This window comes from Pantoea sp. B566 (assembly GCF_024793925.1).
Classification (GTDB): domain Bacteria; phylum Pseudomonadota; class Gammaproteobacteria; order Enterobacterales; family Enterobacteriaceae; genus Pantoea; species Pantoea ananatis.
On the sequence record NZ_JANUQL010000003.1, the window covers coordinates 1,383,111 to 1,408,060 of the forward strand.

Consider the following 24,950-nt stretch of genomic DNA (forward strand, 5'->3'; position numbering starts at 1 on the left):
TCTGTCTCCTTCTTCAGTGCTGAGTGACAGCCACGGGATCGGCCCGACATACCGAGCCCTGGCAGAGAAAGGGCAGAACAGGTTTTCCACCAAAATCATTAATGGTGATAATTTGCGGATCGCGGGAAACCGAGGACTTCACCGTCTCGCTCGACATCGGGGCGATCATGACGGGCACAAAGCTTTTCTCAACAGCACGGTTGCCTTTACTGATGATCCCCAGCAACGTCATGTAATAAGGTGTTGGGTTCTCCACGCGGAAACCGCCTTTCACTTTGTGCAGGACTAACTGATCATCATGGCGGCTGAAGCGCTCAGGGGTGATGCTGGCTGGTCGATAGAACAGTTTGATTCGGGTCTGCAGGGCCAGTTGCAACACGTTGGCGCGGTCGCTGCGCGGCGGAATTTCCCGGACGCTGAAATAAAACACACTTTCCCTGTCCTGCGGCAGCGAGGCGGAAGAGGGCAACGCGGTAATGCGAATGACGCTCTTTGCGCCCGGCTCCACGCGCTGCACGGGCGGCGTGACCCTGAGATAGTTGGTGAGCTTATTGCCCTGTGCATCTTCCAGCCAGGCCTGAGCCAGATAGGGCTCTTTCTGATTGTCGTTGCTGATATTCAGGATGAGATTTTTTTCGCCTCCGTTAAAAATGGCGCGCGTGCGATCAAGGGCAATGGCGGCCTGCGCTGTTTGCCCTGCCAACGTCGCCAGCACACTCGTTATCAACAGTAATGCCCACCTATCCTTGCGTCTTTTCATCATCTCGTTTGCACCTTGTATACGTTTGCTTTCAGATCCCAGACAGGCTGCATGGGAAGGTTACTCGCAGGGCAGCAGCAGTTGACTGTCGGGGATGAGTGACGGAAGCGTTGTCCGGCACTGTGCCTTGTCGCCCCAGAACAGCGTCAGCACCTCGTCGGGTTTAACCCCTGAAATCCAGGCTAAGCCCCCTTCACTCACCATGCCTAACTCCTGATCTTTTGCATTGCGCACGCTGGCCCCGAAAGGAGGAAAAGTGCCGTCAGCCATCGCGACAGTCGCCACGACTTTCGCACCCTTGAGCACGTCAAAACGGCGGAAACCAATCGCCCCTTCGGTCAGTGAAACTTCCGCAACGGGCGCGCTACTGATTTCGATGTCATCCGGCAACCGATTCACATCTACCTTGACCGTGGCGCGATAGTAGCCGGGTACGGAGGGTTCTACGGCCAGGCCAAATCGGTTGGTCATGCCATTACGGCCCACCGGCACATTCGCCACGCCATCGGTGCTGACCAACACTCGGGTGCCTCCTCTGACGCTGCTGCCATGGAGCGCGCCCCCTTCGCTGGTCGCTGTCAGGCCGCCGCTAATCGACAAGCCCGCTGAGGTATAGCCGTTCTGCTGCCAGCCCAGATTGGCGGTGATGTCTGCAGCCGTTCCTGTGTGGCTGTACAGCCCGCTCGCCTGGGTCGTGATGCTCTCGCTTTTTCCGCTTCGCGTTCCGGCCGACAGGCGATAACTGTCACCGTTTTCCAGGCGTTCATACCATCCTGCGGTTTGGCTGTAAGTCTGTTGACTCCAGTTGCCGTTGTAGCTGGCCGTCCCCTGACCAAAAGGAACACTTATCGTTAGCCAGAGCGCATCATCCTTACGGCCGTAATCGCGCGTTCGCACGGCGGAAACGGTGGCGGACAGATTGCGCCAACGGTTCAGATCGAAATAACGACTGGCAGAAAGGCTGTAACGGTCGGCACGCGGGCGATCCCAGTACGTCTGGTGAGACCAGCTCAGGTAGGCAGAAAGGTTGAGATCCGTAAAACTTTTGCTCGCCGTAACGGTATAAAGTTCTTTACTGCTGCCCGTTACGCCATTGCGATAGCGCGCGTCAAGGTACTCCGTCATGGTCATGTAATTGCGTTCGGAAAAACGGTAGCCCGCAAAGGTCAAATCGCTGTTGAAGTCGTCAAAGCGCTTTGAATAACTCAAACGGTAGGAACGGCCCTGTAAATGTCCCCTGTCCGGTAACGATGTTGCAGACTGGGTGATATCCGCTGAGAGCGCACCAAACCGGTAAAGATCACGAGCCACACCAATGGCCAGACTGTGATAGTCCGCAGAGAAAATACTCCCGCCATACAGTGACCAACTGTTAGCCACGCCCCATGATATTTCGGCGGTGCCAAATGTCGGCCCTTGCACATGGTGGTGGAAATCGGAGGGTCGCCCGGTGGCCAGCTTGTAACGCACCTGGCCCGGCCGGGTCAGATAGGGCACGGTGGCGGTGGTGACCTGAAAGTGTTGTACGCTACCGTCCTGCTCTTCCACCTTTACGTCCAGTTGCCCACTCACCGCACTGCTGAGTTCCTGCACGCGGAACGGTCCTGCCGCCACCATGGTTTCGTAAATGATCCGTCCCTGCTGGCTGATGATGACTTTGGCATTGGTGCGTGCAATGCCGCTCACCTCCGGCGCGTAGCCGCGCAGCCTGGGGGGCAGCTGGCTTTCATCGCTGACCAATGACGCGCCGGTGAAGCGCCATGTATCAAAAATATCCGATCGAAGATAATCCTCACCCAGGGTGAGTTTTGCCATAAGCGACGGCAGCGCGCGATAAAGGTAAAAGCGACTCCAGTCGATACGTTGGGTCGTGCCACCGCTGGAGCCGCCGGTCTTGTTGTAGTTAGCCTGCCAGTCGCCTCGCAAACGCCAGGGGCCGCTGTTTGCACCGAGCGTACCGGTGGCACTGGCTCGCTGTGACTGACTGCCGTGTACCGGACGGGTGAAGCTGGTATTGATGTTATAATCCAGCATTACCCCCGGTACGCCATTCTCCCAGCGTGAAGGCGGCAGCCAGGTGGCATCCTGATATTCGAGCCAGGCCTGGGGTACCGAAATATAGAGCGACGAGGTTGAAAGATCGCCGCGCAGCCTGACACCGTCCAGCGCGGAAAAATCAGCGCAGTCGTCATTATGGTCAAAGCTTATCTTTGCCAGCGCATCGTGCTTAAGACCGAGTAACTCAACCTGCTGAGGCGTCAGACAGGCCTGCACTTCTTCGGCACCTTTCTTCTCTTTAAACACCACCTCCTGTTCAATGATATTCCGCTCATTCAACCGAAGTGTGAGACTATAGGTACCCGGCATGATGTAACCCGCACGGGCGAAACGGGATAAATCAATATTATTTCGATCTTCGGCATCAAGAATGTCAGTATTAAATTCAACAGCGCGTGTATCGCCGCAATAACCCGACATCGTTATTAAAACGCTAAAAAAAAGACAATATCGATGTAATAGTTGTGGTTTACCCATTTACGTTATCTTTTGTTATAGCGAATCGTGCAAGAAAGGGATTTACTGATAACTCAGCATAAAACGTATTGCACCCGCCCAGTCGCCTTCTATATAGAATTTTCCATCCGGAACCACCTGCATAACATAATCAAACTGATGTTCATTCTGACTCAGGACAACGCTGTGCATAGGTATGCCCGGCAATGCCTGCTCGCCGTCACTGTCAGTCACTTTGAGTGCAATCCCTTTGGCCTCGCCCCTCAGCGAAAATAAAGAGGGCGCGTGAGAAACCGCCTCACCTGAAAAGGTGAACGCTATGCTTCGCCATTTATCTTCATCTCTAAGATCACAATTCACTAAGCGAATGGAAAATCGTTTTTCATTGAGCCCATTATTATTCTCTACGATATGCGGCGTAAGTGAATCGAACACAAATTCTTGCCAGACATCTTCAGTATGAATATTGCACGCCGATGTCAGAATCTGACCATTAACGTAAACACGGCCCTGCCCCTCATCTTTAATCGGGGACGCCTGGACAGTGAAATGGCAAATAAAAAAGATGAATAGCGTCAAACGCAAATAAACAATATGCATCCTGTTTATGCCTGTAGATAACTCCCCTACCCGGTCATGAGCTGACCGGGTAGGGGAAACGTTTGTGATCAGCTCTTAGTCATACGCCAACGTAAAGTCAGCAATCGAGGTAAACTCACCGGATTTAATCGCATTATTGTCGTCCAGTCCCTGCAGATAGGCAGAGAATGCCAACGTATTATTGCCTTCAATTAAGGTACGGGCTTCACTGGAACCGCCAACGGGAATAATTGCGCTGGACGCGTCGGTGATCACCACGCCCGCACCGGATGCGGTGCCCATAATGCCGAACTTATTATTATCTGTGGAGCCATCGGATTTTACTGCAGCCGTTCCACCGAAGGTCACTTTCACCGTTGGCGAGGTGATAACAGTGTTACCATTGCCATCGTCGGTGCTGTTCATGCGGCAGTTTTCCAGATCAATAGTGAAAACTTTTGGGCTGGATGTTCCTTGATCTTCTAGCTGTCGAGCTGAAATCTGGCCCAGTTCAACAGTTTGTTTTTCGCTGTCACTCCCGATGGAACATGCAGCATCAATGATATGACCATGGAAAGTGATTTTTCCCTGTCCCTGATTGGCCGCATGCGCACCTGTTGCGCCCATTCCCAGAGCAAGCATCAAAACCACTGCAACTTTATTAATTTTCATACCTATTTAATCCCGTTAATTGATTAATGCAATAACAAATAAATATCATCAAACAGATCAATATCTATTTAACAAATATTTATACATTTAACAAAAGCATAGAAATTAATTAAAAACACACCTTAAAACTGGCAAAGCCAATTATGCATTGGAGTTTTTGATTTACAAACAAAATAAAGAAATTAAATGTATATACGATCTTTAATACTAATTTAATCTTGCCGCAAAGTAGATAAAACCAGATAAATTTAAACTATAGTTTATTATCTCATTAAAGTGTAAAAATGTAGAATTAAAGATCGAAAAGTAAAATACATCAGAGTTACATATTAAGTGAGACGAATATTCTTAAGGGCATCTGCTTTCTTCTCAAAGTGATAACATTCCCAATATAGATTCGTGCGCGCACAGCACGCGTTCGTTATGATGACGCCCATGTCAAAAAATTATGACTTGATACAAACCACACGGTTAATAATTATTCCGGATAATATTATCCTTTTTCGAAATTATTTCATTGCACCTGACCTCCGCTTGTGAAAAATCCGATCGTTTCCAGCTCCGCCAGCGGCATTTTACCTGCGGATGTGATTTTAAGGCGTACCCTGCGCCGGGCACATTGCATGATGCCGCGGTTGGCGAAAGGCCGGTTTTATGACGACATAGTAAAGCCCCCAAACCACATTGATTCGTTAAAAACATTCATAAATAAAAAAATAGTTTCTGAGGGGCATGTTTACAGTCTGGCAGGAAAATGCCGGTTAAAGCGCGTGACGTGCCGGGCGCAAATATCGGCAGGGATAGCGAGCATAACGTCCATCCTTTCTGTGATTTCCGGACACAGGCTTTAGTAAAGCTAAAGTAGGGTATTTTCGGTTAAAGAGTGGAAAAGCGTATAATTGTGAACGGCGTTATAAATATGAATTATGAAAATAGAAAAGCATTGCTTTTTTAGTTGTTTTTAAGGCAACTGACAGTGAAATCAGATTATCCATTTTGATCAAAACATTAATTTGTCAGGGTTCATCCGCGTTTACAGAGTTGCACCGCCACGCGATCCAGCGCGCGGTCATAACTGGCCCGCTCCGCCGCACTTAAAAACCCCTGGACTTTCACCCACCGGGCACTGTCTTTGCGCACCTGTGCAATGTCCTGCCACAGCGCGCGGGCTTCTGGCTGCGTGAGCTGGCGCGCTTTCCGGGCTTTGCCGATATCGGCCTGTAGGACATCGGCACGCATAACAATGTGCGCCTCACGCACGTCCGTCATGCTGCCAACTGGCGCCGCCATCAGCTGATGCTGCACATTGAGGTCGCATCCCGGATAATCTGGCGCTGTCGCCAGGGCCATTAATGGGAGGAGCGAGCACAGCAGCAGAGAAGCGGTTCTCATGTTATTCACCTGTCTGAAGGGTTTCAGAGGGGAGGTTTTCGGCTGCACTGCACCCGTTATAATCCCCATTTGGGGCCATTCTGTGAAAGCGTGATCGTAATGGGTTTGCCGCATACCGCAACGCATGGCGCATTCTCTGTATTCCAGCGGAACAGACAGAGGTGCCAACCGCCGGGAATCATACGGGAACAGTCAATTATCCCATCGGCGCCTAATGCTCTTGCTCTGTCCGCATTTTCCCAGGCGTCCGGCGTTTGTCCCTGCTGCAGCGCGGGACGCCAGGGGCGATTCGATAGCTCGGGGATAATTCCCATTTGCAGACAACGCGCTTTATCCCGCTGATCGACAACCCTGGCCCCCATCACGCGTAGCGGAATGAGCACGCGCGGTAAGCCATCTTCCCGCATGTAACCTGAAACCGCGATTACAGACCATTCAGGCCTGGGGCTCATATATAACGCTGATTGCCCCTGCCGATGATAACGACCAGCACTTTGCAGCCCGGGCGCAGCGAGGACAGCCCGGGCATTCTCAGATAACACCGCGCGATAAAACTGGCCCGCAAGGGGCAAAAAAGCGTCAGGGTTCATCGTTCTCACCTTTTAACGTGCCCGTGAGGCATTCAGGCGGGTTAGCCTAAATGCTCTCAACGCTCCGCTGCGGGCCCCAGTGGTGTTTTTTGGCAGAGGGCGGATTGCACCGCTCCTGTGTACCCGGCAAATAAAAGTGACCGTCTGTTGAGCGTGGCGTGCCACCGGGACAGCCCGCCATCCCGCGTTGCCCGTTCTTTCCTGGAAGGCCACTTCCGCCATTGCTGTCCGCTCCGCCATGACCGGCGTAGCAGGCTGACACGGATAAGAGCCACACCATTCCTGTTAGCGCCGCTAAGTTACGCATATTCTTCGCCCTGATTATTCAACGGTGATGGTGTCCGGTTTTTGCGCCACGATGGTAAGTGAGGTGCCTTTAATCGCCTGACTGACCGCTTCCCGAATCGTCATGGTTCCCTGCACAGGATTGACGTGGACAGCGCCGGTTCGTGACAAGTCCGTCTCAATAAAACAGCCAGATGCATGGGCTAACTGCTGTGCCGTTTCGTCAAAGCGTGGGAAATTTATACTGTAAGTCCCTTTGACGTCACATTTACCCAGAGGAATGTGACCATTGGATGAAGGGCTGCATGCCGTAGCGAGGATAGCGAGTATCATTACGCCAAGGCACTTGAGGGGGACTGAATTCATAAACCTCTCCGGCAGGGAAAACAGGCATTCATTATTCCCACAACGGGTGGAGCCTGTCAGCAGGGGGAATATGTCTGAGTGTGATCACAGGTCCGCGGGCGTCTTTCATCCGATTCTTTGAACCGCCCCGTCCTGCGTCAGACTCACCAGAGCGCGGGCCGCAGCATCGGGAAGCGCCACAGCGCGAGACAGATCAGAATGTAAAGTGAAACGGCAGCCGGGTCAGGGAAGAGAGATCACTGGGGGAGATGAGGAGGTCGATGCCATCCCTGGCTTTACCACGATTTTACGGTCAGTTTTCAGGTGTGCTGTACGCGTTACGATTACGCGCTGTGCGTTACGCTGAACCGTACCGGGCGTGGAACCCTTTCCTGTCAGAGCCTCATGCCCATTGTTGCTGCTGATTGACAAGATATTGTGGTTGATTGATCGCCTTGCGCGCAATCCAGTAGAGCAGAACTCGCTCATCGTCGCTGTCACGATCCGCCATTGACAATAATTTTAGCGCCAGCGTAGATTTCGTGACAGGCTGCTGCTCTGTGCTCAATTCGATCACTGCCTGACCGATAATGCAGCAAACTTCATCCTCACTGGTGATGGATTCATATGTCCGGTCTTTCATATTTCCTCCTGTTGAATGGACTTTAAGCCTGGCAAAAAAACACGCAACCTGCCGGTAAAAACCGCTACCTGTAACATTCCCTTACGTCTGTTTACCTGAACTCATCACATGGTTAGTCTGGTTACGTTTATCGCGCCTGCCATTCATGCCGCTCTCACGGCATTTCATTCCATTCTGCATTCCGTTCATGCTCTTTTCCCTCCCGCGCGTCAGGCATTTGTTTAATCTGGCCGCAGTTTCCAGTTTTCCTGTGGGAGTAAAAATAATGAATGAGCGACAACAGGCTGTTGGTCAGCGTACACGCTGGTTAACCCTTTTCGGCACAGTGATTACCCAGTTTGCGTTGGGATCGGTTTATACCTGGAGTTTGTTTAACGGTCAGCTGTCGCAAAAGCTGGCGGCATCGGTGAGCCAGGTGGCCTTTTCATTTGGATTACTGAGTCTGGGCCTGGCGGTAGCCTCTTCGCTTGCCGGTAAGCTGCAGGAACGTTTTGGTGTCCGTAAGGTGACGATTGGCGCGGGATTAATGATGGCGCTGGGCTTATGGCTGACTTCACATGCCGATAACCTGGTCATGCTGTACCTGAGCGCAGGCATTCTACTGGGGCTGGCTGACGGCGCAGGTTACCTGATGACATTGTCTAACTGCGTGAAATGGTTTCCTGAACGTAAAGGGATGATATCCGCCTGCGCGATTGGTGCCTACGGCCTGGGCAGCCTGGGTTTCAAATTTATCTGTGGAGCGCTACTGGCTGAGTTTGGGCTTGAAAAAACCTTTATTCTCTGGGGGTTATTAGCCATGACGATGATAGTTATCGGTGCGCTGATGATGCGCGATGCGCCATTGCAACGTTCGTCAACGGCGCAACATCAGGCAACCCGCAATTATACGCTCGCTGAGTCAGTGCGCCTTCCGCAGTACTGGATGCTGGCGCTGATGTTCCTGACGGCGTGCATGAGCGGGCTTTACGTCATTGGCGTCGCCAAAGATATCGGGGAAGGCCTGGTGCACCTCAGCACTCAGACAGCGGCTAACGCGGTCACCGTCATTGCCGTCGCTAACCTGAGTGGTCGGTTGGTGCTGGGCGTCCTGTCGGACAAAATGGTTCGTATCCGGGTTATTTCCCTGGCCCAGTTGATCGCTCTGACAGGCATGAGCGTATTACTGTTTACGCACATGAACCAGACCACCTTTTTCCTGTCGCTGGCCTGTGTCGCTTTCAGCTTCGGCGGCACGATTACCGTGTTCCCTTCGCTGGTCAGTGACTTTTTCGGCCTGAATAACCTGACGAAAAACTATGGTCTGATTTATTTGGGGTTCGGCATTGGCAGCGTGTTGGGATCGCTGGTTGCCTCACTGTTTGGCGGTTTTACCGTGACGTTCAGCCTTATCATGACGCTATTGGTCATGTCCTTACTGCTGTCGCTCACTATCCGGATGCCGCAGAGTCAGTCCGGGAGCGCGCCGTTGCTGCAACGCCAGTAATTTCAGAGGCCAGGACAGCCTGGCCTCCCTTTTTAGCCGCGAAACAGCGGTTCCGCCATGCCGGCCACGTCCAGCTCAACCGCGAAAATATCTCCCGATTCCGGATAACGTTCCCGATCTTCTTTACTGAGATTTTCTCGTGAACTGGTGATATACAACGTCTTTAACTCGCTGCCGCCAAAGGCCACCATCGTTGGCCATTTAACCGGCAGCCTGATCTCATCGACGATTTCACCACTCTGAGGATGGATGCGCACAACCCGGCCGCCATCGAAGAGTGCCGACCAGTAAAAACCTTCGCTGTCTACCGCTGCACCATCGGGTAAACCGCCGCTGGCGTCAAAACGTCGAAAAACCTCCCGCTCGCCCGGTTCGCCCTGCGCATCCAACGGATAGCGGTAAAGCACTGCATTGGGCGTATCCGTGTGATACATCCATTGGCGATCGGGGGAGAATGCCACGCCGTTTGAGATCTTGATATCACGCGCTTTCACCTCAAGTTTCAGGTCTGGCGTCACACGGCACAGCAAACCGCCGTTTTTATCCTGTGGCTCCCACAAGCTGCCGCACCAGAAATTGCCCCAGGGATCGACACGTCCGTCATTGAACCGGCTTTTCTCCGCGATACCGGGATTATCAGCCACTTTTTTCTGTGGTTTGCCCTGCTCATCCAGCAGCCACACGCCACCGCGCAGCGCGGCGATGATACCGCCCTGTTCACGCAAGCCTATGCACCCTACCTCCTCCTGCTGAGGAAAGGTCGTCAGTTCGCCACTAAGGGGATCAAAACGATGAATCGCCGGTGCCAGGATATCAACGCACCACAATACCTGCTCCTTTACCGACCAAAGCGGGCATTCCCCTAACTCCGCCTGAAGTGGCAGAATATTTTTTACCTTGTGAGCCATGTTTGCCTCCCTTTATAGACCTGCTAATAATGTAGCTCCGATTTCCCCAACCGGGACAACGCTTTTCTTACTTGTTTTTAAGACAGGTCTTACGCATATTAGCGCTTATTCATCCTGTTCTGATTGGAATAGTCAGATTCTTTATCCGCCACCGCCCATTTTGAAATATAAAGAAATAATTATCGAAGTAACTCTACACTGGCTACATGTTTACTCCACTATTTCAGCGTAATATTTTAAGCATCGAAAAAGTGGAGATGTCGTATGAAAGCATTAAGTACCACAGTCCTGTCCACAGTATCAGCGGGTTATTTTATCAGCGGGTCAAAAATGATATCAGGGCAGGATAGCGACAGGCGGCAACAGGAAAGGATGTCCGCCAGATATGAGAAAAACTGAAGGGCAAAGATTTCACACAGCATAATATAAAAAAGAAGGTGGGATTCAATCCCACCTCGTTTTATTCGTTAACTCTTCACCGCGTAATTACACTGATACCAGGTTTTCTTCAGGCCTGGTATTGTGCTGTCCTGAGCAGGCAGATTTTCTACCTTATCAAAACCCTTATCCATGCAGTATTTCGCCACATCAATTTCCATGGCATCGCGATTAACTTTTGACGGATCGAAACGGTACTGTACCGTATTTGAGGAGGTGTCTTCATCGACCCGCTCAAACGCCCCGGGTTTGCTGGCGGTACAGCCGCTCAGCAAAATAAGTGCCAGTGCACCAATAAGTGTTTTTTTCATTTTTCCCTCACATTTTGACGCAGTGTAAGGTGCTGCAAAATGCGTATCTATAGGAATAGTACGCGACTGTCGCGTATTTACGAAGTTTTACCAATTGATTCAATACGGTTAAACAGTTGGCATAATGTGCCATTAAACTGCGAAACTGCATCTAACGAGAAACAGTCAAAGCACAACACCAGGTATGACTCTACTAATAAAAAGCCTCACTAAAAAAAAGCCTCTCAATTTAGCCCGCGTTAAGCGGGCTTTTTTTGCTTATCCCTCACCGGAAAGCGCAATCATTCTACGAAGCAGATTCGCGGCCTGCTTGTCCGGGAGTGCGAGAATTGCACTGTAGAGATCGATGGACATGGCACACATTGAAGAGCGGTCCACTGCCGTGTCTGCTGGCATATTGAGCTGCTGCAGCTTGTCGCCCCATTTCTGGTAAAGGCGATCAACAATATTCTTCAAATCATCCTGAGCCTGATCGCGATCCATCGGCTGTTCTTCCGCCAGGCTGTTAAGCAGCAAATATTCAGTGGCTTCCGCCTCTTTTTGGTTCAGCGCGGCCGGCAGCGTTTTTGCCAGATTCACGCCGCCCTTTACCTGCGGATAGAGAAACTGAAAACAGAGGCCGGGATCGCGTTTATTTAGCGCCTGCATTTCTTCGACAGAAACGCCAATGTAATTAACGATGGCATGGTTTGACGCGCGCATCAGACGCTGATTAATCACATCCGTCAGCCAGCCTCTCAGCTCGCCAACGGCCTGAATCATGGGTTCCCCTTCACGCAGTTTGTGGGCGAGTTCGCGTGTCAGTAATTGCCACAGGGCCGGTTCCTGAGTACGCAATACCCGATAGACCGTTGCCTGCGCCATATAGTCCGCAGCCCGTTCGTAGCGTTTTTCCTGCTGTTGCTGAGGCAAAATCCACTTGAACAATAAAATATTCGACAGGATGAGCGGCAGGATAAACAGGACGATGCCCTGCCAGACGCGCAACCGGGTCGTTCTGACCAACATAAAAATGATAATCGCCAGCAGCACAAAGGCCACCAGCGTAATTAAAAGCAGGGAAGTCATACTACGTTGTTAATCCTTACGCACATCAATCAGTACCGGGCAATGCGCGCGTTCAACAACGGCCGCACTCACAGATCCTTTCAATAAACGGTTAAAGGGAGACAAATGGCGTCGCCCCATAATAATCATGCTGGCGTTTAACTGTTGCGACTGCGCCACAATCGTGTCCGCCGCTTCGCCGGCCAGTATCATGCCCCGCGCCTTGATTCCAGCCTGCAATAAGGGGGCCAGCGCATGGCGCACCACCATTTCAGCGGTATTCTGTTCATCCTGAGCCGCGACAAAATCCGCCGGATCTTCACCTGCATCAATATCGATAGGCTGGTTGCAGGATGAATAAGCGGGATCGATGCAGCATAACACCATCACTTCTGCACGATGTGCCAGCGCTTCTTCAATCGTCAGGGAAATCACTTTCTTCGCAACGGGGGTGTTATCAATAGCCATTAAGACTGTTTTCATCGGGACGTTATCCTTCAACAGCGGCGATTTTGCCAATTTCGCGAATCAGCGCCTGTTTACATTGCAGCATTTCCTCACGATAACGTGCCTCGTGTTTCTTAAAACGTGCCGTAGGCACCAGTAATGACACCGCAAAGCGGCCGAAGATCGTATCCAGCGCGAAAGCCATGGTTGAAACGCCTTCAAGCGTTTCACCGCGATCGTAGGAAATACTGGTTTTACGCACCTCGTGAATCATCTGCAAAAGCGCCGCCAGCGTTTTAACCGTTTTATCGGTCAGTTCGCGCCAGTCATCGCCTACCCTCGCCTGCACGTCGGCATCGCTTTCCAGCGCCAGCAATGCTCTGCCGCCTGAGGTGCTGTAAAGCGGCAGATCCAGTCCGATGCGCGGCACCACACGCAGCTCGCGTGACGCCACAACATAATGTACAACCGCCAGCTGTGAGCCGCTTGCGCGGGCCAGCGATACGGTTTCATTGGTATCGGCAGAGAGTTTTTCCAGCAGGGGTTTCACTAAATCCACCACATCCGTGTTGACGCTGGACAGCAGTTTCAGCAAAGCCGGCCCCAGGCGCAGCCCGCCCGCCCCGCTGCTTCGCACCAGCTCTGCGCTATCCAGCGCTGCCACGATACGTTGTACGGTGGAACGCGGCAGATCGACCACCTGCGCAATCTCGCCCAGGCTCATGCCACCGGGATGTTCGCCTAAGGCATTAAGAATTTTTGCCGCCCGGGCAATCACCTGAATGCCGCCCGTTTTTTCATCCTCGCGGCTGGATGATTGATGAGTCATAGCGTCGTCCTTTTTGAGCTGACTTACTGTAACCCGAAAAGCGCACGTTTTACAGCATGTACCGCATTGCAATACAGCATATTGCCATGTAATATCGCCGCGATGTATCGCATTGCAATACATCGAACCATAATAATGAGAGCGCCTGCTATGACAACCCGGCCCGGCAATGCGCCGACGCTGCATCCCTTTACCCTGCGACTGGCATTAGGCCTGCTTGGCGTCTGGATCGCCGCACTGACCTCAGGCCTTAACGATCGGGTCAGTGATATCGCCCTGGCCGATATTCGTGCCGCGCTGGGCATCGGCTACGACCAGGGTAGCTGGATTATTTCTGTTTATCAGGCCGCCGAAGTCGCCGCCATGATGATTGCGCCGTGGTTTGCCGTGACGTTTTCCCTGCGCCGTTTTTCGCTGATCATGTCCGCCGGTTTTTTATTATCCGGCGTGCTGCTGCCGCTGATGACGAACCCTGCTCTGTTTATTGCCTTGCGCGTCGTGCAGGGCCTGTTTGGCGGCGCGCTTCCCCCGATGCTGATGACCGTCGCGCTGCGATTTTTGCCCCCTCCGATTAAGCTTTATGGCCTGGGCGCCTATGCGCTTACCGCCACGTTTGGCCCGAACATGGCCGCCTCGCTGGCGGCCTTTTGGACAGATGAAGTCAGCTGGATGTTTGTGTTCTGGCAGGTCGTGCCCGGCATGCTGATTGCCCTCGTATTGATGGCCTGGGGATTACCTCAGGATCCCCTGCGCACCGAACGGTTTCAGCAGATCGACCTGTTTGGCATGCTTACCGGCTGTAGCGGCATGGCGCTGGTCGTTCTGGTGCTCACGCAAGGCGAACGGCTCGACTGGCTGGATTCGCAGCTCATTGCGGCCATGCTTCTTGCGGCGTTGCCGCTACTGATTGTGTTTTTGATTAACGAGTGGTTTCATCCGCTGCCGCTGTTTAAGTTGCAGATGCTGAGGCGGCGTAATTTGATGCACGGCTTGCTGGTACTGGCGGGCGTACTCATTGTGTCACTGTCCGGCTCGGCGCTGCCCTCAACCTATTTTGCTCAGGTTGAGGGGTTCCGTATTGCCCAGTTTGCGCCGCTGGCCTTAACCATCGGCTTACCGCAGCTGATTATCGCGCCCTTTATCGCCGCCCTGCTGAATATTCGCTGGATCGACTGTCGCTGGGTGCTGTCGCTCGGCCTGGGGTTGCTTATCGCCGCTTGTCTGCTCGGCATGCAGATCACCACCGGCTGGGCGAGAGAAAACTTTTGGCTGATTCAGGCCTTACAGGCCGCGGGCCAACCGATGGTCATTTTGCCGGTCCTGATGAGCGCCACCAGCGTCGTTGCCCCGCCGGAAGGCCCGTTCGCCTCGGCGATGTTTAATACCGTCCGGGGATTCTCCAGCATCGCCGCCTCAACCCTGGTGTCATGGTTCGTCAGCCATCGTGAGCAGTTTCACTCCAGCATCCTGATTAATCAGGCGGCCAGCAGACCCTGGCTGATGACGGCCCCCGACAGCGGCCAGGCCAGTGGCCGCTATCCGCTTCTGCCAGACGGCAGCGCAAGCTCTGTTGAAAACCTGCGTGCTTTCGCCACCCAGGTCAAGCACCAGGCGCTGGTGCTCGGCCTGAGTGATACCTGGCTGCTGCTGATCGGTTTTGCGCTGCTGCTGCTGCTGATCACTGCTCTGCTACCCAAGCGGGTCTGGCCGCCACAAACCTTGATCCACTCTGCAACCTCCACGTCGGGATAACTGAATATGCGTGCTTTAGTAATGAGAAAAACCCTGCTGCTTTCACTGCTGCTGCTGGTTTTACTGGCGATGGCGCTGGCTGTCTGGGCGGTCATGACCCGTAACGATCATCGTACTAATGATGCCTGGGTGAATGCTGATTACACCATCGTCGCGCCAAAAGTGTCCGGCTATGTCGCCCATATCGACGTGAAGGATAACCAGCAGGTGGCGGCGGGCGAACGCTTAGCCACGCTGGACGATCGCGATTATCGCGTGGCGCTTGAAAGCGCCGAAGCTGATTTGCAGGTCAGTGAAGCCAAACTGTTGAGCAGCCAGGCACAGCTGGAGCAACAGCAGTCAGTTATTGCGCAGCAAAAGGCCAGCGTCGCGGCCAGCCAGGCCACGGCTCAGTATGCCGGTCAGAGTGCTGAACGTTATAACCGCCTTTATAAAAGCGGTACGGTGGCCGCAGACGAGCAGCAAAAAGCCAGTTCTGCACAGCGTTCGGCCACGGCCACGGTGCGCCAGAGCGAAGCGGCGCTGGCTGCCGCCATTAAGCAGGTTGGCGTATTGCAGGCGGCCGTCAGGTCGTCACAGGCCGATGTCGCCGCGGCGAAAGCCAACGTCGATCAGGCACGTCTGAATCTTTCCTACACCCGTATTGTGGCGCCGGTGGCAGGCATGGTGGGACAGCGTACGGTGCGGCTGGGGGCCTGGGTTTCCGCTGGCACGCGTCTGCTGGCGGTTGTACCGCTGCAGCAAACCTATATCACAGCCAACTATCTGGAAACGCAGCTGAAAGATGTTCGCCCCGGGCAACCCGTGCGCATCAAAGTGGATGCGTTACCCGATCAGGTCTTTACCGGCCATGTTGACAGCATTGCACCCGCGACGGGCGCGACATTCTCGGCGATTTCTCCCGACAATGCGACCGGCAACTACACTAAGATCGTTCAGCGCTTGCCGGTGAAAATTGTGCTGGATAAAGGGCAGCCGAATCTGGCCCAGTTACGTGTCGGGATGTCCGCCGTTCCGGAAATTAACACTCAGTAAAAAATGTGAACAAACTCTCAGAACCAAACTATTTCTTTTCGGTCTGAATACGCGTAGATTAGCCCCGATCCTGTACTGAGTTATTCAGTTCGTCCGGGAAACCGTTGACCGTTGACCTGAACGGCGGCCTTATCCCTTCTGTCCGCGTTGCGCTGGATCGGGATCGCCAATATCGTAACCGCTCAGAGGAGTTCGTGTGTGAAATATGCATTGATGGGAATTTCTTTCTTCGTACTGCTTTGGGTCGGCACCTTTGTGCTGATGCTGTAGTTTCTGCAAGCAGTCCGTAGGGGGCGACAGACGGTCGCCCCAGTGGCGTACTATATTTGTTCTTCCATGCTTTTCACGCTGCCTGGCAGAATGCCGTCAGCACGAAACATCGCTTTAATCCCTCTTACTGCCTGACGAATACGATCGCTGTTTTCAATCAGCGCAAAGCGGACATGCGTGTCACCGTAATCACCAAATCCCACGCCTGGCGAGACGCAGACTTTCGCCTCCTGCAGCATATGCTTGGCAAATTCCAGTGAACCGAGATGAGCGTAGTGGTCAGGTATTTTTGCCCACACGTACATAGAGGCTTTAGGGATATCAACCATCCAGCCCGCTTCGTGGAGCCCTTTTACCAGCACATCGCGACGGCGTTTATATTGCTCGGCAATATCACGCACGCATTGCTGATCGCCTTCCAGCGCCGCAATCGCCGCCACCTGCAAGGGCGTAAAAGTCCCGTAATCGTGATAGCTCTTGATACGTGCCAGCGCAGCGACCAGTTCTTTGTTCCCGACCATAAAGCCAATGCGCCAGCCTGCCATGTTGTAGCTTTTAGACAGGGTAAAGAATTCGACTGCCACATCGCGTGCACCCGGCACCTGCATGATAGAAGGCGCTTTCCAGCCGTCATAAACGATATCGGCATAAGCCAGATCGTGGATCACCAGGACGTTATACTGCTTCGCCAGCGCAATCACGCGTTCGAAAAAGTCCAGTTCGACGCATTGAGACGTCGGATTCGAGGGAAAGCCCAGTACCATCATCTTGGGTTTGGGATAGCTTTCCCGGATGGCACGCTCCAGCTCATTGAAAAAATCAATGCCTTCCACCAGCGGTACAGAACGCACCTGGGCACCGGCGATCACTGCGCCGTAGATATGAATAGGATAACTGGGGTTAGGCACCAGCACCGTGTCGCCGTGATCGAGCGTTGCCAGCATCAGGTGGGCCAGGCCTTCTTTGGAGCCAATCGTGACGATAGCTTCAGATTCCGGATCGATATCAACCTGATAACGCTCTTCATACCAGCGTGAAATCGCGCGGCGCAGACGAGGAATTCCCCGCGACGTCGAGTAACCGTGCGTATCTTCGCGTTGTGCCACCTGGCACAGTTTTTCTACGATATGAGGCGGCGTCGCCCCATCAGGATTGCCCATTGAAAGATCAATGATGTCTTCACCGCGCCGACGCGCAGCCATCTTCAGTTCAGCGGTGATGTTAAATACGTAAGGCGGCAGGCGTTCAATGCGTGAGAAACGACGGGTTGTGCTGTTATCAGCCATGATATCCTCTGGAAAACGTTAGCGCCCGGACCGTCCGAGCGACGCTGGTCACTGCGGTGACCACAACAAGAACATAACGTGCCAATAACAACTTTGTCGATAGGAGCAGAAAATTTTTTATATTTGCGGATGGAGCCGCTCAAGCAGCCAGTCATTCACCCAGCGGTCATTTAACAGATAATTATGTTGTAGTGTGCGCTGTAGCGTGAAGCCATTTTTTTCCAGAATCCGACGTGATGCCCAGTTCCCCTCCACCACCATCGCCTTGAGTTTGAGGAAATCAGCATCAAACAAACACTCACACAGTGCCTCCAGGGCTTCACTGCCAAAGCCCTGGCCGCAGTGGCGATGCAGCAGCATGTAGCCGATCTCGGCCTGGCGGGCAGGCTGCCACTCCGGCGTGCAGCCCAGTAGGCCAATGGCCTCTCCGCTATCGCGCCGCCTGACGACCAGACACAACATGTGAAAGCTGCCCACCTGCCAGGGTGCCAGACGTTGGGTGAAACGTTCACGGATATCATCTTCGTCGGGAATCTCACTCACCCACTTCATCGTATCGCGATCTTCATGCACAGCCCTGAACAGTTGCCAGTCTTCAGGGCGTAATGTCGTTAGCGTCAAACGTGAAGTCATTACCTGCATACTCTACTCCCGAGCGATGGCTTAAACGAGGATAACGGCGCGAATCACCTTGTCAGGCGTCCGCGCCCTGCCCCAAATTCAGCGAGGAATAATCTGTTCCCCTTTAATGCACTCAACATTTCCGCTTTTCCCTGTTTTAGATAAATTGATCTAAAACATGAACAGCCGCGCTGACCGTCAGGCATGCTGGCGCATCATCATCACATTTTTTATCATGGCGTTCTTTAACATAGCTGAAGAGTCGCCTGTGACTTCACACTTTAACATGCTCCTCGCCGTCTTTGATCGCGCCGCGCTGATGCTGATCTGCCTGTTTTTTTTGACGCGAACCCGGCCTTTTCGTCAGCTGTTACAAAAGGATGAGCATACCTCGCTGGAAAAAGCCGCCGTCATTGCGATTTTTTCCCTGTTCGCCTTATTCAGTACCTGGTCAGGCGTTAACGTGGAGGGATCACTGCTTAACGTGCGGGTGATTGCGGTGATGGCGGGCGGCATTCTCTTTGGCCCCTGGGTGGGAATTGCCACAGGCGTGATTGCCGGCCTGCACCGCTTTCTGATTGATGTTCATGGCGTTACCTCTGTGCCTTGCCTGATCACCAGCATCATAGCCGGGATCGTCGCGGGGGGAATCAACCGTCGGGTGCAGCGCGAACGGCGCTGGTTGGTAGGGATTCTGGGCGGTATGTTTTGTGAAAGTCTGACGATGCTGCTTATAGTGCTATGGGCCAAACCTGTCGCGCTGGGGCTGGCAATTGTGTCTGAAATCGCCCTGCCGATGATTCTCGGCGCCTCCAGCATTGGCTTAATCGTGTTGCTGGTGCAGAGCGTAGAGGGCGAGAAAGAGGCCATTGCAGCGCGTCAGGCCAAGCTGGCGCTGGATATTGCTAACCAGACGCTGCCGCTGTTCAGGCAGGTGAACAGCGATTCACTTCGCAACATTTGCGATATTATCCGGCGGGAAATCAAAGCGGATGCGGTCGCCATGACCAATAAACAGAAGATTTTGGCCTATGTTGGCTATGGCGAGCACAACTATCAGCACGGCGATGACGGTATCAGCCCCACCACGGCTCAGGCGATTCACAGCGGAAAAATCATCATTAAAAACAATGATGAAGCCCATCGGACAAAAGACATTCATTCAATGATCGTCATTCCACTGCGGGAAAAAGGACAGGTTACCGGCACCTTAAAAATCTACTATCGCCGTGCGTACCGTATCACGGGTTCACTAAAAGAGATGGCCGTGGGCCTGTCGCAGATTATCTCCACCCAGCTTGAAGTTTCCCGCACCGAGCAGCTGCGAGAGATGGCCAATAAAGCGGAACTGCGTGCGCTCCAGAGTAAAATAAATCCGCATTTCCTGTTTAATGCGCTCAATGCGATTTCATCTTCTATCCGCCTTAATCCGGATACGGCGCGTCAGCTGGTCATTAACTTATCGCGTTATCTGCGTTACAACCTCGAACTGAATGACGATGAGCTGATCGATATTAAAAAAGAGCTGTGGCAGGTAAAGGATTACATCGCCATTGAACAGGCTCGCTTCGGCGACAAGCTGACGATGATTTATGACGTGGATGAGGATTTGCATTTCTCGCTGCCCAGCCTGCTGATTCAGCCGTTGGTCGAAAACGCCATCGTGCATGGCATTCAACCCTGTAAAGGTAAAGGCGTGGTCACACTGAGCGTGCGCGATTTGGGCGACAAGGTCCGCATTGCCGTGCGGGATACAGGACAAGGCATTAGCGATGAGGTGATCGACAAGGTCGCGCGCAACGACATGCCGGGCAATAAAATCGGTCTGTTAAACGTGCATCACCGGGTCAAATTGCTTTCGGGCCAGGGGCTGCATATCGTGCGTCATCAACCCGGCACAGAGATTGCCTTTACGCTGGGCAAAAACGGACAGCCACTGGTGGGGAATCTTGCATGAAAGCCATCATCGTAGAGGATGAATTCCTTGCCCAGCAAGAGCTGAGCTGGATGATTCAGCAGCACAGTAAAATTGACATTGAAGCCTGCTTTGATGACGGACTCGACGTGCTGAAATATCTGCAACAGCACCGGGTTGATGTGATCTTTCTCGACATTAATATCCCGTCTCTGGATGGCATGTTACTGGCGCAGAATATCCATCAGTTCGTTCACAAGCCGCTCATTGTCTTTATTACCGCCTGGAAAGAGCATGCGGTCGAGGCCTTTGAGCTGGAAGCATTTGACTATATTCTCAAGCCCTATCATGAGTCACGTATTATCACGATGCTCAACAAGCTGGAAGCCAGCTGGCAACAGCAGCATACGATTACCCAGGCACCGAGTGCGCAACATGCTCTCACGGTTAACCTGATCAAAGATGAGCGCATCATCGTGACCGACGTAAACGATATTTACTACGTTGAAGCCCACGAAAAATTAACCTTCGTGTATACGCGCCGCGAAGATTACGTGATGTCGATGAACATCAGCGAATTTTGCGCACGCCTGCCTGAACAGCAATTCTTTCGCTGTCACCGCTCGTACTGCGTCAACCTGAATAAGATCAGAGAGATTGAACCCTGGTTCAATAATACTTATCTGCTGAAGCTAAGGGACAAGGATTTTCAGGTGCCGGTCAGTCGTAGCAAGGTCAAAACCTTCCGGCTGCTCATGCGTTTGTAGGGGAATGGCGGAATGGACACAGCCCTTCCCACCGGGAAGGGCAACGGCAGGCATTAGATAATGCGGCCCAGCGTTTGGCGCAGGTGCGCGCCAGCGCCTAATAATCCGGGTTGATCGTGGGTGATCATATAGACCGGAATCGTGGCGACATAATCGCGAAAGCGCCCTTTGTCTTCGAAGGCCGCCCGGAAGCCCGACGATTTGAAGAACTCCAGGAAGCGCGGCACGATACCGCCCGCGATGTACACTCCACCGAAGGTGCCAAGGTTCAGGGCCAGGTTACCGCCGAAACGTCCCATAATCACGCAGAACAGCGACAGTGCACGACGGCAGTCGGTGCAGCTGTCAGCAAGCGCACGCTCACTCACTTCTTTGGGCTTGAGATTTTCGGGTACGCGATGATCGACTTTCACAATCGCCCGATAGAGATTGACCAGCCCCGCGCCGGACAGAACGCGCTCGGCCGACACATGGCCTAGCTCTTCCCGCAACACTTCGAGGATTTGATCTTCTTCTTCGCTGTTGGCCGCAAAGTCAACATGGCCGCCTTCGCCGGGCAGACTGACCCAACGCTTATCAACATGGACCAGATGACTCACGCCCAGCCCGGTACCCGCGCCGTAAATGGCCACAGGCTTATCCTTGATCGGCTCTTTGCCACCAAACTGGATGACATGTTCCGCACCCAGCATAGGGATGGCCATGGAAACCGCTGTGAAGTCGTTAATAATTTCCAGGTGTTCAAAACCGATGTTTTCTTTGAGCTTTTTGGTCGAAAATGCCCAGTCGTGGTTGGTCATCTCAACCCAGTCATCGGTAATCGGGCAGGCAATGGCGATACAACCGTCTTTGATATCCTGCTTTTGTTCATCAAGATAGTGGCGGATGACGGCTTCGAGGCTGTCGTAGTCTGATGTTGCGAATGTTTTGGCCTGGGAGATGCTGCCGTTTTCCACCTCACACAAAGCGAGACGGGCATTGGTGCCGCCGACATCGCCGACCAAGGCATAAGTTGTCATTCTTCTGGTGCTCCGCTTGGGGGTCTTAAAGAGTTGGAGGACACTATAAAATCCTGCCGATAAAACAACAACGCTCACCGAAGTTATTGGTGAGCGTCTGACTCGTGTGTGCAACAGCCTAACCGCGTTAGGCTGGCCTGCACAGAGGCAACTTTCCGAATCTCAACCGCCGTTGCGCTGGCTCAGGCAGGCTGAGACTTTGCGCAATAACGGCGGAAGGTCATCTTTTTGCATCACCACTTCAATAAACGACAGCCTGCGCTGCTGTGTGAGCTGCGCCATCAGCGCCTGGAGCTGCACGGTTTCACTGATGCGCCAACTCTGCGCCTGGCATTCCAGGCTCATCGCCTGCGGCAGCGCTGTCCAGTTCCATTGGGCAATATCATTATAACGTTGCGCGGCGCCGTGAATCGCCCGCTCCACAGTATAGCCTTCATTGTTTAGCAGAAAAATGAGGGGATGCTGTTGATCTCGCAGCATGGATCCTAACTCCTGGATGGTCAACTGGGCCGAACCGTCGCCAATAATCAGGATAACGCGCTGCCCGGGCCAGGCCGTTTGCGCACCAAACGCGGCGGGTAATGTATAGCCGATAGAGCCCCAGAGCGGCTGCACTAAAAGCTGTGCCCCAACGGGCAACCGCAGAGATGCGGCACCAAATGCCGCCGTTCCCTGGTCCGCCAGAATAATATCGCCAGGCTGCAGAAACCCCTGCATTGCCTGCCAAAAAGCAGACTGGCTGATAAGGGCGGCGTCGGGAACCGGCTCTGCCGCCCGTGGCGCACAGGCGGCCTGCCAGCCTGCCCCCAGGCGTTCGAAGACAGGCAGCAGCGCCTGCAATGCCTCTGCCATCGACAACGGGGCAAACGTCTGTCCCGCTACGCTCGCGCTGTGCGGCTGAATATCGATAAGTCGTGCCTGACTGAACTGCTGCGTAAAACCCGCCGTAATGGTGTCGGTAAACCGCACGCCAGCACAAATCGTCACGTCCACCTCTTCAATTTGCTGCCGCACATCACCTTCACTGCCTTCGCCGGCATAGGTACCGACAAAGCCCGGCTGCTGTTCATCCAGTACACCTTTACCCATTAACAACGTGGCACAGGGAAACGCACGTCCTGCCCGTAAGGCCGCCAGCGCCGGCTGCTGTTGCCAGCGCTGGGCAAGAAAATCGGCGAGCAGCGAAACCCGCTTCGCAGGTGCCAGCAACCGCTCTGCCGCCTGCTGAAATGCGATGCGCACCTCATCAGACGACGCGGTAGTGGGCATTAGCGGCTGATCAGGCGCAGAGGTTTGCCGCTGTGCAACGTCAACCGGCAGCATTAAATAGCCCGGACGATGCTGCTGAAGTGCAGTAAGTATAATCCTGTCGATTTCAGCCGTGGCATTGTCAGCCGTCAACGCTGCCGTTGCGGCGCTGACCTCCTTCGCCATTCGGATGAAGTGACCGAAGTCCCCGTCTCCCAGCGTATGATGCACACAATCCCCCTGCTGCATCGCCTGGCTTGATGGCGCGCCCACGATGTGGATGACTGGCAGGTATTCGGCAAAGCTGCCCGCCAGACCATTAATGGCGCTGAGTTCTCCGACGCCAAAGGTGGTCAGCAAGGCGGCTGCGCCCGTGCATCGCGCGTAGCCGTCTGCGGCGTAAGCGGCGTTCAGCTCATTGGCGCATCCCACCCAGCCAATATCCGGGTGCGCAATAACGCGGTCCAGAAACTGCAGATTGTAGTCACCCGGTACGCCGAACAAATGCCTGACGCCGCACTCCTGTAAGCGAGCCAACAGATAATCACCAACCGTAAAATCGGACATAGCGAATTCCTTTGAGGGGATTGTTCTGATAAGTATCTGACATGGCGAAAATTTGGCGAGAATGGCAGCAAATTTAGCCGATGTATTGCATGGCAAGCCCGCGTTACGACCGTGCATTATTCCGTGAATATGCGACTTCACACGAATTAATACTGAGTGTAAGCGTATACACTGAGGCGGTTTTGGCACATTTATTTGTTTTTTACTCAGGACCTTACTATGACAGCTTTCCCTCATCCGGACCGATATCAGCATATGCAGTGGCGTCGCAGTGGGCGCAGCGGCCTGAAACTTCCCGCGATTTCACTGGGCCTGTGGCATAACTTTGGCGACAACACGCAACTGGACGTGAGCCGTCAACTGCTGCGCCACGCGTTTGACCACGGCATTACGCATTTCGACCTGGCGAATAACTACGGCCCGCCTCCCGGCTCCGCCGAAGTGAATTTTGGCCGCATCATGCGTGAAGATTTTCAGGCTCATCGCGATGAACTGATTATTTCGACCAAAGCCGGTTATACCATGTGGGAAGGTCCTTATGGCGACTGGGGCTCCCGAAAATATCTGGTCGCGAGCCTGGACCAGAGCCTGCGTCGGATGGGGCTGGAATATGTCGATATCTTCTATCACCACCGTCCGGATCCGGACACGCCGCTAGAAGAAACCATGCGGGCGCTGGATCATGTGGTCAGGCAGGGTAAAGCGCTGTATGCGGCGATTTCAAACTATCCCGCGGAACGGGCGGCCGACGCGATGGCGATTCTGCGCGATCTGGGCACGCCGTGCCTGATCCATCAGCCTCGTTATTCGCTATTTGAACGTACACCGGAACAGGGATTACTTCAGACGCTGGATGCGCATGGAGCAGGCTGTATTGCGTTCTCGCCGCTGGCGGGTGGCGTGCTGACCGATCGCTATTTGCAGGGCATCCCGCAGGATTCTCGCGTTGCCAGCGGCAGCAAATTCCTGAACGAAAGCCAGCTTACTGACGAAAAGATGGAAAAAGTTCGCAGGCTTAATGCTATTGCGCAACAGCGCGGCCAGAAGCTGGCACAGATGGCGCTGACGTGGGTACTGCGCGATCCCCGCATTACCTCGGTACTGATAGGCGCGAGTAAAACGGCGCAAATCGATGATGCCCTACAAATGCTGAGTCAGGCGCCCCTCAGGGATAATGAACTGGCCGCAATTGAGTCCGCGCTGCTGTAACCGCACCGCCTGGTT

Annotated in this window: 24 protein-coding genes; 7 read left to right on the top strand and 17 right to left on the bottom strand. The window is 53.4% G+C overall.

Going from position 1 to position 24,950, the window contains the following annotated elements; genetic code table 11:
- Positions 1-13: 13 nt before the first annotated feature.
- From NYE92_RS08035 to NYE92_RS08070, 8 genes are all read right to left on the bottom strand, one after another.
- Entirely contained in the window at positions 14-763 is a 750-nt protein-coding gene (locus NYE92_RS08035; RefSeq protein ID WP_013026601.1) for a molecular chaperone, read from the bottom strand.
- A 57-nt stretch (positions 764-820) separates the two neighbouring features.
- On the bottom strand, positions 821-3,295 hold the full coding sequence (locus tag NYE92_RS08040) for a fimbria/pilus outer membrane usher protein (RefSeq protein ID WP_259018847.1): 2,475 nt from the start codon (positions 3,293-3,295) through the stop codon (positions 821-823).
- A gap of 42 nt (positions 3,296-3,337) precedes the next feature.
- A complete protein-coding gene (locus tag NYE92_RS08045; protein ID WP_014605327.1) occupies positions 3,338-3,874 on the bottom strand; it encodes a fimbrial protein in 537 nt (178 codons plus the stop codon).
- Positions 3,875-3,949: 75 nt separating this feature from the next.
- A complete protein-coding gene (locus NYE92_RS08050; RefSeq protein WP_013026604.1) occupies positions 3,950-4,525 on the bottom strand; it encodes a fimbrial protein in 576 nt (191 codons plus the stop codon).
- Positions 4,526-5,548: 1,023 nt separating this feature from the next.
- On the bottom strand, positions 5,549-5,917 hold the full coding sequence (locus tag NYE92_RS08055) for a hypothetical protein (protein WP_015699796.1): 369 nt from the start codon (positions 5,915-5,917) through the stop codon (positions 5,549-5,551).
- Positions 5,918-5,973: 56 nt separating this feature from the next.
- On the bottom strand, positions 5,974-6,507 hold the full coding sequence (locus NYE92_RS08060; RefSeq protein WP_014594232.1) for an RES family NAD+ phosphorylase: 534 nt from the start codon (positions 6,505-6,507) through the stop codon (positions 5,974-5,976).
- 321 nt (positions 6,508-6,828) lie between these two features.
- Positions 6,829-7,158: an STN domain-containing protein gene (locus NYE92_RS08065; protein ID WP_015699794.1), complete on the bottom strand. Its 330-nt coding sequence runs from the start codon at positions 7,156-7,158 to the stop codon at positions 6,829-6,831.
- 382 nt (positions 7,159-7,540) lie between these two features.
- Positions 7,541-7,780, bottom strand: coding sequence for a hypothetical protein (locus tag NYE92_RS08070; protein WP_013026608.1), 240 nt, complete (start codon positions 7,778-7,780; stop codon positions 7,541-7,543).
- 265 nt (positions 7,781-8,045) lie between these two features.
- On the opposite strand from NYE92_RS08070, the gene NYE92_RS08075 reads away from it, so the two are divergent.
- Positions 8,046-9,266, top strand: a complete 1,221-nt coding sequence (locus NYE92_RS08075) for an MFS transporter (RefSeq protein ID WP_072404082.1) — start codon at positions 8,046-8,048, stop codon at positions 9,264-9,266.
- Positions 9,267-9,298: 32 nt separating this feature from the next.
- Here the strand turns inward: NYE92_RS08075 and NYE92_RS08080 are convergent, their stop codons facing one another.
- The 5 genes from NYE92_RS08080 to NYE92_RS08100 form a co-directional block, all read right to left on the bottom strand.
- Positions 9,299-10,174 carry an SMP-30/gluconolactonase/LRE family protein gene (locus NYE92_RS08080; RefSeq protein ID WP_014605323.1) on the bottom strand — a complete coding sequence of 292 codons (876 nt, stop codon included), beginning with the start codon at positions 10,172-10,174 and terminating at the stop codon, positions 9,299-9,301.
- 467 nt (positions 10,175-10,641) lie between these two features.
- Positions 10,642-10,923, bottom strand: coding sequence for a lipoprotein (locus NYE92_RS08085; RefSeq protein ID WP_014605322.1), 282 nt, complete (start codon positions 10,921-10,923; stop codon positions 10,642-10,644).
- 258 nt (positions 10,924-11,181) lie between these two features.
- Positions 11,182-11,991, bottom strand: coding sequence for a hypothetical protein (locus tag NYE92_RS08090; protein ID WP_013026612.1), 810 nt, complete (start codon positions 11,989-11,991; stop codon positions 11,182-11,184).
- Between the two features lie 9 nt (positions 11,992-12,000).
- On the bottom strand, positions 12,001-12,453 hold the full coding sequence (locus NYE92_RS08095; RefSeq protein ID WP_064374155.1) for a universal stress protein: 453 nt from the start codon (positions 12,451-12,453) through the stop codon (positions 12,001-12,003).
- A gap of 7 nt (positions 12,454-12,460) precedes the next feature.
- On the bottom strand, positions 12,461-13,246 hold the full coding sequence (locus NYE92_RS08100; RefSeq protein ID WP_013026614.1) for an IclR family transcriptional regulator: 786 nt from the start codon (positions 13,244-13,246) through the stop codon (positions 12,461-12,463).
- Positions 13,247-13,396: 150 nt separating this feature from the next.
- Here NYE92_RS08100 and NYE92_RS08105 point away from each other — a divergent pair, with 150 nt between their 5' ends.
- The 3 genes from NYE92_RS08105 (at position 13,397) to ypdK (ending at position 16,303) form a co-directional block, all read left to right on the top strand.
- Positions 13,397-14,998 (top strand): MFS transporter, encoded by a 1,602-nt coding sequence (locus tag NYE92_RS08105; protein WP_064374156.1) that lies wholly within the window; start codon positions 13,397-13,399, stop codon positions 14,996-14,998.
- 6 nt (positions 14,999-15,004) lie between these two features.
- Entirely contained in the window at positions 15,005-16,033 is a 1,029-nt protein-coding gene (locus NYE92_RS08110; protein ID WP_014605319.1) for an HlyD family secretion protein, read from the top strand.
- A 198-nt stretch (positions 16,034-16,231) separates the two neighbouring features.
- Entirely contained in the window at positions 16,232-16,303 is a 72-nt protein-coding gene (ypdK, locus tag NYE92_RS08115) for a membrane protein YpdK (protein ID WP_006120362.1), read from the top strand.
- A gap of 50 nt (positions 16,304-16,353) precedes the next feature.
- Here ypdK and alaC read toward each other — a convergent pair whose 3' ends face one another.
- The gene (gene alaC, locus NYE92_RS08120) at positions 16,354-17,589 is read right to left on the bottom strand and encodes an alanine transaminase (RefSeq protein WP_013026618.1); all 1,236 of its coding nucleotides are present in this window, start codon (positions 17,587-17,589) and stop codon (positions 16,354-16,356) included.
- Between the two features lie 117 nt (positions 17,590-17,706).
- The gene (locus NYE92_RS08125; protein WP_064374157.1) at positions 17,707-18,231 is read right to left on the bottom strand and encodes a GNAT family N-acetyltransferase; all 525 of its coding nucleotides are present in this window, start codon (positions 18,229-18,231) and stop codon (positions 17,707-17,709) included.
- 265 nt (positions 18,232-18,496) lie between these two features.
- On the opposite strand from NYE92_RS08125, the gene NYE92_RS08130 reads away from it, so the two are divergent.
- The gene (locus tag NYE92_RS08130; RefSeq protein ID WP_026021025.1) at positions 18,497-20,167 is read left to right on the top strand and encodes a sensor histidine kinase; all 1,671 of its coding nucleotides are present in this window, start codon (positions 18,497-18,499) and stop codon (positions 20,165-20,167) included.
- Positions 20,164-20,892 (top strand): LytTR family DNA-binding domain-containing protein, encoded by a 729-nt coding sequence (locus NYE92_RS08135; protein WP_013026621.1) that lies wholly within the window; start codon positions 20,164-20,166, stop codon positions 20,890-20,892. The genes NYE92_RS08130 and NYE92_RS08135 overlap by 4 nt, the downstream gene beginning before the upstream one ends.
- A 53-nt stretch (positions 20,893-20,945) precedes the next feature.
- Here the strand turns inward: NYE92_RS08135 and glk are convergent, their stop codons facing one another.
- Positions 20,946-21,911 (bottom strand): glucokinase, encoded by a 966-nt coding sequence (glk, locus tag NYE92_RS08140; protein WP_014594240.1) that lies wholly within the window; start codon positions 21,909-21,911, stop codon positions 20,946-20,948.
- A gap of 162 nt (positions 21,912-22,073) precedes the next feature.
- Positions 22,074-23,726, bottom strand: a complete 1,653-nt coding sequence (locus NYE92_RS08145; RefSeq protein WP_064374158.1) for a thiamine pyrophosphate-binding protein — start codon at positions 23,724-23,726, stop codon at positions 22,074-22,076.
- Positions 23,727-23,945: 219 nt separating this feature from the next.
- On the opposite strand from NYE92_RS08145, the gene mgrA reads away from it, so the two are divergent.
- Positions 23,946-24,935 (top strand): L-glyceraldehyde 3-phosphate reductase, encoded by a 990-nt coding sequence (mgrA, locus tag NYE92_RS08150; RefSeq protein ID WP_259018850.1) that lies wholly within the window; start codon positions 23,946-23,948, stop codon positions 24,933-24,935.
- Positions 24,936-24,950 lie beyond the last annotated feature (15 nt).